Here is a 12853-nt window from a genome sequence, read left to right as displayed (position 1 = left end):
CGTCGGGCGGCTTTTGAACAGGGCGCGGGGCGAGAGCTTCGCGCCCTTTTTCATGTTGTGTTCCCGGTGACTTGACTCATTTCGATGTTTAGCTAATTGTCTTAGCGTGAGCCAGGTATTCAAAGCCCTTTCCGATCCCACGCGCCGGCGGGTGCTCCAGCTCCTGCGTCAGGGGCCGATGACCGCGGGGGAGATCAGCGACCGTTTCGACGTCTCCAAACCCACCATGTCGGCGCATTTCGCCGTGCTGAAAGAGGCCGACCTGGTCCACGCCGAGAAGGCCGGAAAGTCCGTCATCTATCACCTGAAACTCTCGGTGCTCGAGGAAGCCCTGCTGGGCTTTGTCCATTCGTTCGGTCTCGACGCCCGGGCGTCGTCCCCCACGCAGGAGCCTGCAAGATGAACAAGGACCTGATCAACAGCCTCGCCTGGGGCGGAGGCATTGTCGTTCTGGCGCTCTGCGCGAGCCTGGCCCGCAACCTCGGCTTCATCGACCAGGATACGACCCTGCGTATCGTGCTGGGGGCGACCGGTCTGATGATCGCCTCCTTCGGCAATCGTATCCCCAAGACCTTCGTCCCGGGTGCTGGTGCCCGCAAGGCCCAGCGCGTCGCCGGCTGGTCCATGGTGATCAGCGGTCTCGTCTATGCCGGGGCCTTCGTCTTCGCGCCGGTCATGACGGCAGTGATTGTCGGTTGCGGTGCGGTGATCCTCGGCATGACGGTGACCTTCGCCTACTGCCTGTCGCTGCGGAACCGGACCGGGGCCGCCTGACCCGGTCGATGGGCAGGCTGGCCGTCAAGCTGAGCCCTGGTGCGTCTCATGATCGCATCGACGGCTGGGACACCGACCCGGAGGGCCGTCCGGTTCTCAAGGTCCGTGTTCGGGCAATGCCCGTCGAAGGAGCGGCCAATACGGCCCTGATCCGGCTGCTGGCGAAGTCGCTTGGTGTCGCCCGCACGGCGGTATCCCTGGCGCGCGGCGGGCAATCGCGGCTGAAGATGATCCATGTCGAGGACCTCGACGACGCCGAACTCGGAGATCGTCTTACAGGAATGTAATATTTCCGCCTTTGACGCACAGCGTGTGACGCTCTTGTAATCGGGCTCGACCCACGCCGTCGGCGTATCAGGAGAGCCGTCCCCAGATGTTTCGTTCCGCCCTGCGAGGGTCCAGCCTCGCCGTCCTCGCCTGTGTTCTTGCGCTCGGCGCCTGCGCCACCACCGGGGCCACCCCCGCCGCTGAGGACACCGCCGACAAGGCCGAGGTCAAGCCGCTGGCGACCGGGCTGGACGTCCAGGCCAACCTCGATCCCTTCCCCTCGACCTACGCCCCCCTGCCTCGCCAGAACTCGGCGATCGTGGGCGCGACCGTGTTCGACGGAGCGGGCCGGAAGATTGAGAACGGCGTCGTCCTGATGGCTGACGGCAAGGTCGAGGCGATCGGCGGGGCCGATACGCCGGTCCCGGCCGGATACACGGTCATCGACGGGCGCGGCCGGTTCGTCACGCCGGGCGTCATCGACGTCCACTCGCACCTGGGCGTCTATCCGTCGCCGGGCGTGCAGGGGATGAGCGACGGCAACGAGGCGACCAGCCCGAACACCGCCCAGGTCTGGGCCGAACATTCGATCTGGCCCCAGGATCCCGGGTTCAACACCGCCCGCGCCGGCGGCGTGACCACGCTCGGCATCCTGCCCGGCTCGGCGAACCTGTTCGGCGGACGCGGCGTGACGGTGCGCAACGTGCCGTCGATCACCATGCAGGGGATGAAGTTCCCCGGCGCACCGCACACGCTGAAGATGGCCTGTGGCGAGAATCCCTCACGGGTCTATGGCGGGCGCAACCAGAGCCCGGCGACCGGCATGGGCAATGTCGCCGGCTATCGTGCCGCCTTCATCGCGGCGCGCGACTACAAGGACAAGTGGGACAAGTGGCGCGAGACCGGTGAGGGCTCGCCCCCCACGCGCAATCTCCAGAACGAGACACTGGCGGGCGTTCTGGACGGGTCGATCCTGGTTCAGAACCACTGCTACCGCGCCGACGAGATGGCGGTGATGCTCGATATCGCCAAGGAATTCGGCTACAAGATCACGACCTTCCACCACGCCATCGAGGCCTACAAGGTCGCGCCGATGCTTGCGGCCAACGGCACCTGTGCGGCGATGTGGACCGGCTGGTGGGGCTTCAAGATGGAGGGGCTGGACGCGGTCGAGGCCAATGCGGCCTTGGTCGATGCGGCCGAAGGCTCGTGCGCCGTCATCCATTCCGACGACCCCGAACTGACCCAGCGCCTCAACCAGGAGGCGGCCGCGGCTCTGGCCGCCGGTCGTGCGGCGGGGCTCGATATCAGCGAGGAACGCGCGATCAGCTGGTTCACCGTGAACGCCGCCCGCGCCATCGGCATCGACAAGGAGACGGGGTCGCTGGAGGCCGGCAAGCGCGCCGATGTGGTGATCTGGTCCGCCAGTCCCTTGAGCGTCTACGCGCGCGCCGACCAGGTCTTCATCGACGGGGCCAAGGCCTATGACCGGTTCGATCCAGCCTATCAGCCGAGGTCCGATTTCGAGCTGGGCCAGCCCGGCTACGGCCTGACCGCCGCCAACGTGACTGAAGGAGCCCGCTGATGCGTATCTCGCTCAAGACGCTTCTTCTGGGCGCGGCCCTGACCGCGCTCGCCGTCCCGGCTTCGGCCGAGGTCGTGGCCATCACCGGCGCCAAGGTGCTGACCGGCACCGCCGTGATCGAGAACGGCACCGTCGTCATGGACGGGGCGACCATCGTCTCGGTCGGCACGGGGGCTGCTCCTGCGGGTGCTCGCATCATCGACGGTCGCGGCAAGACGGTGTCGCCCGGCTTCGTCGCGGTCGACTCCGGTCTCGGCGGGTCCGAGGTGTCGTCGGTGTCGGGGTCGAACGACCTGTCGAACAACGCCAACACGATCAGCGCCTCGTTCGACGTCTCCTATGGGCTGGACCCCTGGTCCTTCACCCTGCCGGTGGCGCGCACGGGCGGGATCACCCGCGCCATCGTCGTGCCGGCCCACCCGGGCGGCGGCGGCGGACACGGCAACCACCAGGACGACGGCGAGACCGATTTCGCGGGCGCGGGCGAAGGCGGCTTCCAGTCGCCGGGCCTGTTCGCGGGACAGGCCGCCATCATCACCCTGGCCCAGGGCACCGACATCCTGGTCAAACCGCGCGTGGCCATGGTCGCGCCGTTCGGCGAGGCCGGAGCGGGCGTCGCCGGCGGCGCACGCGGCGCCGAGTTCACGCTGTTTAAGGAAAGCCTGGCCGAGGTACGGCTCTATGCGCGCAACAAGGCGGCCTATGACCGGGCGGGCCTGCGCGACCTCAGCCTGTCGCGGGCGGATCTGGAGGCGCTGATCCCCGTCGCCAACGGGACCATGCCGCTGATCGTCACCGTCCACCGGGCGTCCGACATTCTTCAGGTCCTGCGTCTGGCCCAGGAGGAGGGCGTCAAGGTCATCCTGGACGGCGCGGAAGAAGGCTGGCTGGTCGCGCCTCAGATCGCGGCGGCCAAGGCCCCAGTGTTGCTGAACCCGATTTCCAACCTGCCCGGATCGCTCGAGACGCGGGCGTCGCGGATGGAAAATGCGGCGGCGCTGAACGCGGCGGGCGTGGTCATCGCCATCAAGGGCAACGAAGGCTCCGTCCACCGGGCGCGCGAGGCCCGCTACAACGCCGGCAACGCCGTCTCGCACGGCCTGCCCTACGCGTCGGCGATCGCGGCCCTGACGGTGAACCCGGCCCGCATCTTCGGCGAGGGCGGGACGTTCGGCGAGCTGATCCCGGGAGCCCAGGCCGATGTCGTGGTCTGGTCTGGCGACCCGCTGGAGCCCCTGACCACGGCCAGCCAGGTGTTCATCTCGGGCGTCGAACAGCCGATGCAGACGCGCCAGTTCCAGCTCAGGGATCGGTATCGGAATGGTGGGGCCGGGCCGAACGGGATGCCTGCGGCCTACAGCCAGTAACCGTTTCTCCCTCCCCCTCGGGGGAGGGCAGGGCGCGAAGCGACCGGGTGGGGGCGGCAAGGCGAACCGGCGCTGACTTGCCTTGCCCTTCCCACCCGGTCTCCGCTGCGCTTCGACCACCCTCCCCCGAGGGGGAGGGACAGGTATATACTGCACCCATGCCCAAGCCCCGCCTCTTCATCGACGCCGACGCCTGTCCGGTGAAGGACGAGGTCTATCGCGTGGCGGCCCGGTACGGCCTGCATGTGTTCGTGGTGTCGAACTCCTGGATCAACACGCCGCGCGAAAAATGGATCGAACAGGTCGTGGTCGATGCGGGGCCGGACATCGCCGACGACTGGATCGCCGAGCGGGCCGTGACGGGCGATGTGGTCATCACCGCCGACATCCCTCTGGCCGACCGCTGCCTGAAATCCGGGGCCCAGGCGATCAAGTCGAACGGCCAGGCGTTCACGCCCAATTCCATCGGCTCGGCCCTCGCCGGGCGGATGGTGGGCGAGCATCTGAGGTCGATGGGGGTGGCGACCTCGGGCCCGCCGCCGTTCGGCCCGCGCGACCGGTCGAACTTCCTCCAGGCGCTCGACCAAGCAGTGGTGAGGGCGAAGAAGGCGCTGGCCATGATCCCGCCGCCTCCGCCGGGCGCGCCGTCATGACGGCTATTCCCGAAGACGAACTCGAGTTCCGGTTCTTTCGCGCCGGCGGACCCGGCGGCCAGAACGTCAACAAGGTCTCGACCGCCGTGCAGATGCGGTTCGACGTGGTCAATTCGCCCTCGCTGAAGGATGGCCAGAAGCAGCGACTGATGAAGCTGGCCGGCAGTCGGCTGACCCAGGACGGCATCATCCTGATCACCGCCGTCCGTCACCGCACCCAGGAGCGTAACCGCGCCGACGCTATCGAGCGGTTGCAGGCCATGGTCGACGAGGCGGCCGTGGCCCCGATCTATCGCGTCCCGACGCGGCCGACCCGGGCGTCGAAGGAGCGGCGGCTGATCGCCAAGTCGCACCGGTCGGGCATCAAGAGCGGCCGGGGCAAGCCGACGCCCGGTGACTGATCCTGGGACCGGGCCGGCCGCCTGAAATCAGGCTGCCGGCCGCGGCGGGGCCGGGCGGAACAGCAGGGCGACGATCTTGCCCTGATCGTTCTGGCCGAGGATCCACTGGGTCGGGGCGTTTTCGAAACCGACCAGGAACAGTTCGGCGCCGTCCTGGGTGGCGACATGGGCGATATCCCCCAGCGCGCCGAGTTGGGCAAAGATCGGGGCCATGCTCGGGGCCTGCTGGCGGACCTTGTCGGCCAGGTCCGGGGTCATGTCGCCGTAGTTGGGCGTGCCGGCCTGGAAGGCGGCGATGGTGGTGCGCAGCATGGCCTCGGCGGCGGCGACCTTGGCGGGGTCGGAAGGCTCTGACACTTCGGCCGGGGCGGGCACCGGCGCGGCGCGCGGCGGGGCTGCGGGCTGGTCGAAGGTGTTGGGCAGGCGGCCCGCAGCGGCACCGGTCTGGGGTGCGGTCTGGGCGGCGGCCGGCAGGGCGAGGGCGGCGGAGATCAGGACGGCGGCGGCGAGGGCGGACTTCATGCAGGCAACTCCGGGAAATCGTTATCCTGCAATGACCGACCAAAGCGACAGGATCAGGGCACCGACCGAGGCGGCGGTTGCGACAACGACACAAACCACCAGCCATCGTGGCGTCTGGATGACCTGAACCACGGTCGGGCTGGGCGCCGGCGGGTCCTGGACGAGGCGAGACAGGGCCTTGGCGCCCGAAATCAGCTCACGGACACCGTCGCGGATCTGGGCTCTGGGGCCCAGCTCGCGCAGGATCCAGCGTTCGACCACCGGCTGGGCAGCCGCCCACAGGTCGTGATCGGGGTTCAGGCGTCGCGCCACGCCCTCGACCGAGACCATGGTCTTCTGCAACAGGATCAGCTCGGGCCGCAGGTGCATGTCGAACAGGGCGGTGATCTCGAACAACTGGCCCAGCAGCCGGCCCATGGAGACCTGCGACGCCTGTTTGCCGATGACCGGCTCGCCCACCGCGCGCAGGGCCTGGGCGAAGGCCTCGACCGAATGGTGCGGCGGCACGTATCCGGCCTCGAAATGGACGCGGGCGATACGGGGATAGTCGCGGTTCAGAAAGCCCCAGAGAATTTCGGCCAGATAGCGCCGCTCGCCGGGGCCCAGGCGGCCGACGATGCCAAAATCCACCGCCGTCAGTTCGGCCGGGGCCGAGCAGAACAGGTTGCCCTCATGCAGGTCGGCGTGGAAGACGCCGTGGTCCAGCGCCTGGGACAGGAAGGCGCGTACGACGTTGTCGGCCAGGGCGTTCTTGTCGAGGCCCGGCTGAACGGCGGCCAGCGGATCGGTCATGGCGATGCCGGTCGCCCACTCCAGCGTCAGCACCCGCTTGCCGACCCCGTCCCAGACCACGCCGGGGGCGGTCATGTGGCCGACGCCCTCGGCGATCGACTTGTCCATCACGTCCTTGAGCTCGGAGGCGGCGGCGGCCTCCAGCCTCATGTCGAGCTCCAGCTCCATCGAGCGGGCCACGGTCTCGACGAAGGCGCGGGGCTCCAGACGGCGGGCGGCGGGGACCAGCCGATGGACGACGCCGGCACCCAGCCGCATCGACTCCAGCCCGCCGATGACGCGACGCTCGACTCCGGGCCGCAGCACCTTGACCGCCACCTTGCGCCCGTCGGCCAGCCAGGCGGGGTGGGCCTGGGCGAGCGACGCCGCGCCGATGGGGTCGCCCAGGTCGATGAACAGGCTGTCGATGGTGCGGCCCAGCGACCGCTCGATCTCGCGCCGTGCCTGATCCGTGGGAAAGGGCGGCAGCTTGTCCTTCAGGCGCCCCAGATCGGTGGCGAACTCGGTGCCGAAGATGTCGGCGCGGGTGGCCAGGACCTGGCCCAGCTTGATGGCGACGGGTCCCAGATGCTCGAACGCCTTGCCCAGCCTCTGGCCCGGGCGCCCGTCGCGGCCCTCGCGTCCGGCGAACAGATGGATGAAATGGATCAGCGGCCGCAGCCAGCCGGGCAGCAGATGCGTGATCTCGCGCGGGGCCAGGGCGTCGTGGCGGACCAGCACCCAAGCCCATCCGATCAGCCGCCAGGCCGCGCCCAGGGGATCGCGCACCCGCACCGCGACGGGCGGGGTGGGCGCGACGCGATAGGCGTTGGGATTGGCGGTCAGATCGCCCACCCGAAATGGATCGCCGCCACACCGCCCGACAGGTTGGTGACCGTGACGTTCCGGAACCCGGCCGCCTCGATCATGGCCTTGAAGGTCGCCTGATCCGGGAAGCGGCGGATGCTCTCGACCAGATACTGATAGCTGTCGCGATCCTTGGCGACCCATTGGCCGATGGCCGGAATGGCGTTGAAGGACCAAGCGTCATAGGCGCGGCGCAAAGCCTCGGTGGTGGGGCGCGAGAACTCCAGGCACAGGAACCGGCCGCCCGGCTTCAGCACCCGCCGCGCCTCGGACAGGGCCACGGCGATGTCGGCGACATTCCGGATGCCGAAGCTGATCGAATAGGCGTCGACCGAGGCGTCGGGCAGGGGCACGGCCATGGCGTCGCCGACGGTCCAGCGCATCTCGGGCTCGCCGCCCTTTTCGACCCCGGCCATGATCATCTCGGCATTGTAGTCCAGCACGATGACCGAGGCATCCTCGCCACCGTTCCGTTCCTGGGCCCGGCGCGCCATCTTCGAATAACGCCGCGCCATGTCGCCGGTGCCGCCGGCGACGTCGAGGATGGTCTCGCCCGGTCGGCAGTTGAGCTTGGAGGCCGCCGCATCCTTCCACAGCCGGTGGACGCCCGCGCTCATCAGGTCGTTCATCAGGTCGTAGTTGGACGCCACGCTGTCGAACACGCCCCGCACCATCCGCACCTTGTCCTTCGCGTCCACGTCGCGAAAGCCGAAGGAGGAGGTGTCGCCCGAGGAATGGGGGCCATGGGAGGTCGTGGTCATCCGCGCGGTCTAGCGCGTCGCGGGCGCGGCGTCACCGGGCCGCGTCGTCGCGGCGGCCCGTCAATATTATGCGCCGCGTCGTCTCGGTGCTGGGCCTATTTGACGTGCGGGGTGATGATGCCGAGCGGCAGGGCGGTCACGTTCTTGACCCCGCGCGTCACGATATGGCTCTCGCAGTCCGAGACGATGCCCAGGGTCAGCAGCTTGTTCCTGAGGAAGGTGTCGAAGGCGTGCATGTCCGACGTCACGATACGCAGCACATAGTCCTCGCGGCCGGTGATGGTGGCGCACTGGACGACCTCGGGCCATTGCTCGACGGCCTTCTCGAACAGTTCGAGGTTTTCGTTGGACGGCAGGCTCAGCTTGACGATGGCATAGACCTCGAAGTCGAGGCCCAGAAGCTGGGCGTTCAGCAGGGTCACGCGCTTGCGGATCAGGCCGGAATCTTCCAGTCTCTTGATCCGGCGCCAGCACGGCGAAGCCGACAGTCCGACCCGATCGGCGACCTCCGCGACCGACAGTCCTGCGTCCTGTTGCAGGATGTCCAGAATGCGCGCGTCGATGGGATCCAGTTCGTCCGCCAAGGCGTTTCTCCAATTGTTCTTATGGCGCAATAAAATACCCTGATACCGCCTATTGCAAGGCAAAGTTCAGTAAGTCTTGATCTGCGCTCTCTGCTATCAGGCGCTATAAAGACAATCGTGGCCGGATCAACCGGACGCCAGACCCCAATTCGGCAGGATGGAAGACCAGGAATGACGGTGCCCGAGACCGATTCGACCCGAAACAGCCGTCCGCTTTCGCTGCGCGTGCCGGAACCGGCCGGGCGGCCGGGGGATACGCCCGACTTCAGCCACCTGAAGCTCGATGTCGCGGGCGCCGTGGATCGTCCGCCCGTCGATGCGCGGCCGGTGCAGATGATGGACCTGGCCTTCCGTTTGATCCGGGTGCTGGACGAGGACGGCACCGCGGTCGGGCCGTGGAACCCGCGTTTGGACGCCGACACAATGCGGCGCGGCCTGAACGCCATGATCCTGACCCGCGCCTTCGACGACCGGATGCATCGCGCTCACCGCCAGGGCAAGACCAGTTTCTACATGAAATGCACGGGCGAGGAGGCCATCGCGGTGGCACAGGGAATGATCCTGTCGCGCGAGGACATGGGGTTCCCGACCTATCGCCAGCAGGGGCTTCTGATCGCGCGCGGCTATCCGCTGGTCGACATGATGAACCAGATCTATTCCAACGCCTCGGATCCGATCAAAGGCCGCCAGTTGCCGATCATGTATTCGGCCAAGGACTATGGGTTCTTCACCATCAGCGGCAATCTGGGGACGCAGGTCCCGCAAGCGGTGGGCTGGGCCATGGCCAGCGCCTACAAGGGTGACGACAAGATCGCGATCGCCTGGACCGGCGACGGGGCCACGGCCGAGGGCGACTTTCACAACGCGCTGACTTTCGCGGCCGTCTATCGCGCGCCGGTGATCCTGAACATCGTCAACAACCAGTGGGCCATCAGCTCCTTCCAGGGCATCGCCGGGGGCAATGAGACGACCTTCGCCTCGAAGGCCATCGGTTACGGCCTGCCGGCGTTGCGGGTCGATGGCAACGACTTCCTGGCGGTCTGGGCCGCGACCCAATGGGCCGAGGAACGCGCCCGGTCGAACCAGGGGGCGACGGTGATCGAGCTGTTCACCTATCGCGGCGCGCCCCACTCGACATCCGACGATCCGGGCAAGTACCGGCCGGCTGACGAGCATGACAAATGGCCGCTCGGCGATCCGATCCAGCGCCTGCGTCAGCACCTGACCTCCATCGGCGAATGGGATGACGAGCGCCACGAGGCGGCGCTGAAAGCCGCCGTCGAACAGGTCCGTCAGGCCGGTCGCGAGTCCGAGGCCATCGGCACCCTGGGCCAGTCGCGTCCCTCGGTGAAGACGATGTTCGAGGAGGTGTTCGCCACCCCCGACTGGCGGCTGACCGAACAACGCGGCGAGGTGGGAGTCTGACCATGAGCGAGACCTATTCCCCCGCAGACCAGAACGACGGCATCGGCCCCGACATGGCCGACGGTCCCGAGACCGCACCCGCGCCAGAGAGCGCCGCCGTCCAGCCCATGAACATGATCCAGGCGCTGAATTCGGCCCTGCACGTCAAGATGGCCGAGGACGACAATGTCTTGAGCTTCGGCGAGGACACGGGCTATTTCGGCGGCGTGTTCCGGGTCACGGACCAGCTGCAGCAGAAGCACGGCCTGACCCGCAGTTTCGACACCCCGATCAGCGAATGCGGCCTGGTCCGCCGCCGCCATCGGCATGGGCGCCTATGGTCTGCGCCCGGTCGTCGAGATCCAGTTCGCCGACTACATCTATCCCGCCTACGACCAGATCGTCTCCGAGGCGGCCAAGCTGCGCTACCGCTCGGGCGGCCAGTTCACGAGCCCGATCGTGGTGCGCTCCCCCTATGGCGGCGGCATCTTCGGCGGCCAGACGCACAGCCAGTCGCCCGAGAGCCTGTTCACCCATGTGGCGGGACTGAAGGTCGTCATCCCGTCCAATCCCTATGACGCCAAGGGTCTGCTGATCGCGGCGATCGAGGACGACGATCCGGTCATCTTCTTCGAGCCCAAACGGCTCTACAACGGCCCCTTCGACGGCTGGCACAAGAACCCCGTCTCGCCGTGGAAGGCGCAGGACGTCGCCCAGGTCCCGACCGGCAAATATGTCGTGCCGATCGGCGAGGCCAGGGTGGTCCGCGAGGGCGCCGACGTCACCGTTCTGTGCTACGGTACCATGGTCTGGGTGTCGCTGGCGGCCGCCGAGTACGCGGGCGTGGACGCCGAGGTCATCGACCTGCGCACCCTCGTTCCGCTCGACATCGCCACCATTGAGGCCAGTGTGAAGAAGACCGGTCGCTGCGTGATCGTGCATGAGGCCCCGAAAACGTCCGGGTACGGAGCGGAACTGTCGGCCCTGGTCCAGGAACGCTGCTTCTATCATCTGGAGGCGCCGATCGCGCGCGTCGCCGGCTGGGACACCCCCTATCCGCACGCCTTCGAGTGGGAATATTTCCCGGGGCCGGAGCGCGTGGGCGCCGCCCTGAAATCGGTGATGACCGGAGGACCCCGCTGATGGGCCGTTTCGTCTTCAAACTGCCCGACGTGGGCGAGGGCACCGCCGAGGCCGAACTGGTCGCCTGGCACGTCGCGGTCGGCGACACGGTCGAGGAAGACCAGCTGCTGGCCGAGGTCATGACCGACAAGGCGACGGTCGAGCTGACCTCGCCGGTGTCGGGTGTCGTTACGGTCCTGCACGGCGAGCCGGGGGTGCAGTCGCCGGTCGGCGGGCCGCTGGTGGAGTTCGAGGTGGAGGGAGCGGGGAACGCCGCTCCTGACGTCGGTGTCGCCCCCTCCGTCATCGCCCAAGAGGGCGATGCCACCTCCCCATCGGCTGACGCCGACGGGGAGGAGAACGACGACATCTCTCCTCCCCATCCGCAGGATGGGGAGGTGGCGCGGAGCGATAGCGACGTGACGGAGGGGGCGACACCGGCCTCGAGCGGAACCTACATCTTCCGCCTGCCCGACGTCGGCGAAGGCACGGCCGAGGCCGAACTGGTCGCCTGGCACGTCGCGGTCGGGGATGAGGTCGAGGAGGACCAGCTGCTGGCCGAGATCATGACCGACAAGGCCACGGTCGAGCTGACATCACCGGTCGCGGGTGTCGTCGCCGCCCTGCACGGCCAGCCCGGAACCCAGTCGCCCGTCGGCGGCCCGCTGGTGACCTTCAGCGTCGAAGGGGCGGGGAACAGCGAGCCTTTGGCCGCCAGCCCCTCCACCGCTTCGCGGTCCCCCTCCCCAGTCGCAAGCGCGACCGGGGAGGAGACGGTCGCCGATGCATCTCCTCCACGCGCAGCGGGGAGGGGGACCGCCGCAGGTGGTGGAGGGGCTCCATCCGCCACGCCACTGCCCCCCGTCGCCCGCACCGCGCAGACCCCCGGTGTCCGCCCCCTCGCCTCCCCCGCCGTGCGCAACCGCGCCCGCGACATGGGCATCAACCTGGCCTTCGTCCCAGGATCCGGCCCGGCCGGACGCATCGGCCATGACGACCTTGACGCCTTCCTAACCCACGGATCGACACAACCGTCCGTGTCCGGATCGTCGGCGCCGACGATGTTCGCCAAGGCCGAAGGCACCACCGAGGTCCGCATCATCGGCCTGCGTCGCAAGATCGCGGAGAAGATGGCCGAGAGTGTGCGGCGCATCCCGCACATCACCTATGTCGAGGAAATCGACATGACGGCGCTGGAGGAGCTTCGCGCCCACCTGAACGCGACCAAGGCCAAGGATCAGCCCAAGCTCAACATCCTGCCCTTCATTGCCCGCGCCATCGTCGTGGCGTTGCGGGACCAGCCCAGCATCAACGCCACCTATGACGACGAGGCCGGGGTCCTGACCCAGCACGCCGCCGTGCATCTGGGCATCGCCGCCCAGACGCCGAACGGGCTGATGGTGCCGGTGGTCCGTCATGCCGAGGCGCTCGATGCGTGGGCGACGGCGCTGGAGATCGCGCGGGTCTCGGGCGCGGCCAAGGACGGCTCGGCCAAACGCGAGGAACTGTCCGGCTCGACCATCACCATCACCTCGCTGGGCACGCTGGGCGGGGTCGTACACACCCCGATCATCAACCACCCCGAGGTCGCCATCGTCGGCCCCAACAAGATCGCCGAACGGGTCATGGTCAAGGACGGCCAGATGGTCATCCGAAAGATGATGAACCTGTCGTCCAGCTTCGATCACCGCATCGTCGACGGCCACGACGCGGCCGTGTTCGTGCAGCGGATCAAGGGATTGCTGGAACAGCCTGCGACGCTTTGGATGGGATGA

At 68.0% G+C, this 12853-nt stretch carries 13 protein-coding genes and 1 pseudogene; 10 read left to right on the top strand and 4 right to left on the bottom strand.

From position 1 onward, the window contains the following. Nucleotides 1–106 precede the first annotated feature (106 nt). From O5K39_RS19115 to arfB, 7 genes are all read left to right on the top strand, one after another. On the top strand, nucleotides 107–403 hold the full coding sequence (locus O5K39_RS19115) for an autorepressor SdpR family transcription factor (protein ID WP_271145176.1): 297 nt from the start codon (nucleotides 107–109) through the stop codon (nucleotides 401–403). Further along, complete coding sequence (locus O5K39_RS19110; protein WP_271145175.1) at nucleotides 400–774, top strand: ammonium transporter; 375 nt, start codon at nucleotides 400–402, stop codon at nucleotides 772–774. Before O5K39_RS19115 ends, O5K39_RS19110 begins: the two co-directional genes overlap by 4 nt. A gap of 8 nt (nucleotides 775–782) precedes the next feature. Continuing rightward, the gene (locus tag O5K39_RS19105; protein ID WP_271145174.1) at nucleotides 783–1061 is read left to right on the top strand and encodes a DUF167 family protein; all 279 of its coding nucleotides are present in this window, start codon (nucleotides 783–785) and stop codon (nucleotides 1059–1061) included. Nucleotides 1062–1147: 86 nt separating this feature from the next. Further along, nucleotides 1148–2626 carry an amidohydrolase gene (locus O5K39_RS19100; RefSeq protein WP_271145173.1) on the top strand — a complete coding sequence of 493 codons (1479 nt, stop codon included), beginning with the start codon at nucleotides 1148–1150 and terminating at the stop codon, nucleotides 2624–2626. Next, nucleotides 2626–3993 (top strand): amidohydrolase family protein, encoded by a 1368-nt coding sequence (locus tag O5K39_RS19095; protein WP_271145172.1) that lies wholly within the window; start codon nucleotides 2626–2628, stop codon nucleotides 3991–3993. Before O5K39_RS19100 ends, O5K39_RS19095 begins: the two co-directional genes overlap by 1 nt. Before the next feature lie 158 nt (nucleotides 3994–4151). Next, nucleotides 4152–4646 (top strand): YaiI/YqxD family protein, encoded by a 495-nt coding sequence (locus tag O5K39_RS19090; protein ID WP_271145171.1) that lies wholly within the window; start codon nucleotides 4152–4154, stop codon nucleotides 4644–4646. Then, a complete protein-coding gene (gene arfB / locus O5K39_RS19085) occupies nucleotides 4643–5047 on the top strand; it encodes an alternative ribosome rescue aminoacyl-tRNA hydrolase ArfB (RefSeq protein ID WP_271145170.1) in 405 nt (134 codons plus the stop codon). The genes O5K39_RS19090 and arfB overlap by 4 nt, the downstream gene beginning before the upstream one ends. A gap of 27 nt (nucleotides 5048–5074) precedes the next feature. Here arfB and O5K39_RS19080 read toward each other — a convergent pair whose 3' ends face one another. From O5K39_RS19080 to O5K39_RS19065, 4 genes are all read right to left on the bottom strand, one after another. Then, nucleotides 5075–5569, bottom strand: a complete 495-nt coding sequence (locus O5K39_RS19080) for a hypothetical protein (RefSeq protein ID WP_271145169.1) — start codon at nucleotides 5567–5569, stop codon at nucleotides 5075–5077. A 21-nt stretch (nucleotides 5570–5590) separates the two neighbouring features. Then, nucleotides 5591–7135: a 2-polyprenylphenol 6-hydroxylase gene (ubiB, locus tag O5K39_RS19075; RefSeq protein ID WP_271147197.1), complete on the bottom strand. Its 1545-nt coding sequence runs from the start codon at nucleotides 7133–7135 to the stop codon at nucleotides 5591–5593. A gap of 47 nt (nucleotides 7136–7182) precedes the next feature. After that, the gene (locus O5K39_RS19070; RefSeq protein WP_271145168.1) at nucleotides 7183–7968 is read right to left on the bottom strand and encodes a class I SAM-dependent methyltransferase; all 786 of its coding nucleotides are present in this window, start codon (nucleotides 7966–7968) and stop codon (nucleotides 7183–7185) included. Nucleotides 7969–8063: 95 nt separating this feature from the next. Continuing rightward, nucleotides 8064–8552, bottom strand: a complete 489-nt coding sequence (locus O5K39_RS19065) for an Lrp/AsnC family transcriptional regulator (protein ID WP_271145167.1) — start codon at nucleotides 8550–8552, stop codon at nucleotides 8064–8066. Nucleotides 8553–8723: 171 nt separating this feature from the next. Here O5K39_RS19065 and O5K39_RS19060 point away from each other — a divergent pair, with 171 nt between their 5' ends. The 3 genes and pseudogenes from O5K39_RS19060 to O5K39_RS19045 all read left to right on the top strand — a co-directional run bounded on the left by O5K39_RS19060 (nucleotide 8724) and on the right by O5K39_RS19045 (nucleotide 12853). Further along, complete coding sequence (locus tag O5K39_RS19060) at nucleotides 8724–9977, top strand: 3-methyl-2-oxobutanoate dehydrogenase (2-methylpropanoyl-transferring) subunit alpha (RefSeq protein ID WP_271145166.1); 1254 nt, start codon at nucleotides 8724–8726, stop codon at nucleotides 9975–9977. 53 nt (nucleotides 9978–10030) lie between these two features. Further along, nucleotides 10031–11099: pseudogene (locus O5K39_RS19050) on the top strand (alpha-ketoacid dehydrogenase subunit beta). Continuing rightward, nucleotides 11099–12853: a 2-oxo acid dehydrogenase subunit E2 gene (locus O5K39_RS19045; RefSeq protein ID WP_271145164.1), complete on the top strand. Its 1755-nt coding sequence runs from the start codon at nucleotides 11099–11101 to the stop codon at nucleotides 12851–12853. The pseudogene O5K39_RS19050 and the gene O5K39_RS19045 overlap by 1 nt, the downstream one beginning before the upstream one ends.

Origin of the sequence: Brevundimonas sp. NIBR10 (genome assembly GCF_027912515.1) — a bacterium.
GTDB lineage: Bacteria > Pseudomonadota > Alphaproteobacteria > Caulobacterales > Caulobacteraceae > Brevundimonas.
Note: the sequence above shows the minus strand (reverse complement) of the source record. Positions and strands in the feature narration are given on the sequence as shown.

Excerpts from the sequence above, each read along its gene's own strand:
- O5K39_RS19110 (WP_271145175.1), top strand. The coding sequence starts at position 400 with ATGAACAAGGACCTGATCAACAGCCTCGCCTGGGGCGGAGGCATTGTC.
- O5K39_RS19105 (WP_271145174.1), top strand. The coding sequence starts at position 783 with ATGGGCAGGCTGGCCGTCAAGCTGAGCCCTGGTGCGTCTCATGATCGC.
- O5K39_RS19100 (WP_271145173.1), top strand. The coding sequence starts at position 1,148 with ATGTTTCGTTCCGCCCTGCGAGGGTCCAGCCTCGCCGTCCTCGCCTGT.
- O5K39_RS19095 (WP_271145172.1), top strand. The coding sequence starts at position 2,626 with ATGCGTATCTCGCTCAAGACGCTTCTTCTGGGCGCGGCCCTGACCGCG.
- O5K39_RS19090 (WP_271145171.1), top strand. The coding sequence starts at position 4,152 with ATGCCCAAGCCCCGCCTCTTCATCGACGCCGACGCCTGTCCGGTGAAG.
- arfB (WP_271145170.1), top strand. The coding sequence starts at position 4,643 with ATGACGGCTATTCCCGAAGACGAACTCGAGTTCCGGTTCTTTCGCGCC.
- O5K39_RS19080 (WP_271145169.1), bottom strand. The coding sequence starts at position 5,569 with ATGAAGTCCGCCCTCGCCGCCGCCGTCCTGATCTCCGCCGCCCTCGCC.
- O5K39_RS19070 (WP_271145168.1), bottom strand. The coding sequence starts at position 7,968 with ATGACCACGACCTCCCATGGCCCCCATTCCTCGGGCGACACCTCCTCC.
- O5K39_RS19060 (WP_271145166.1), top strand. The coding sequence starts at position 8,724 with ATGACGGTGCCCGAGACCGATTCGACCCGAAACAGCCGTCCGCTTTCG.
- O5K39_RS19045 (WP_271145164.1), top strand. The coding sequence starts at position 11,099 with ATGGGCCGTTTCGTCTTCAAACTGCCCGACGTGGGCGAGGGCACCGCC.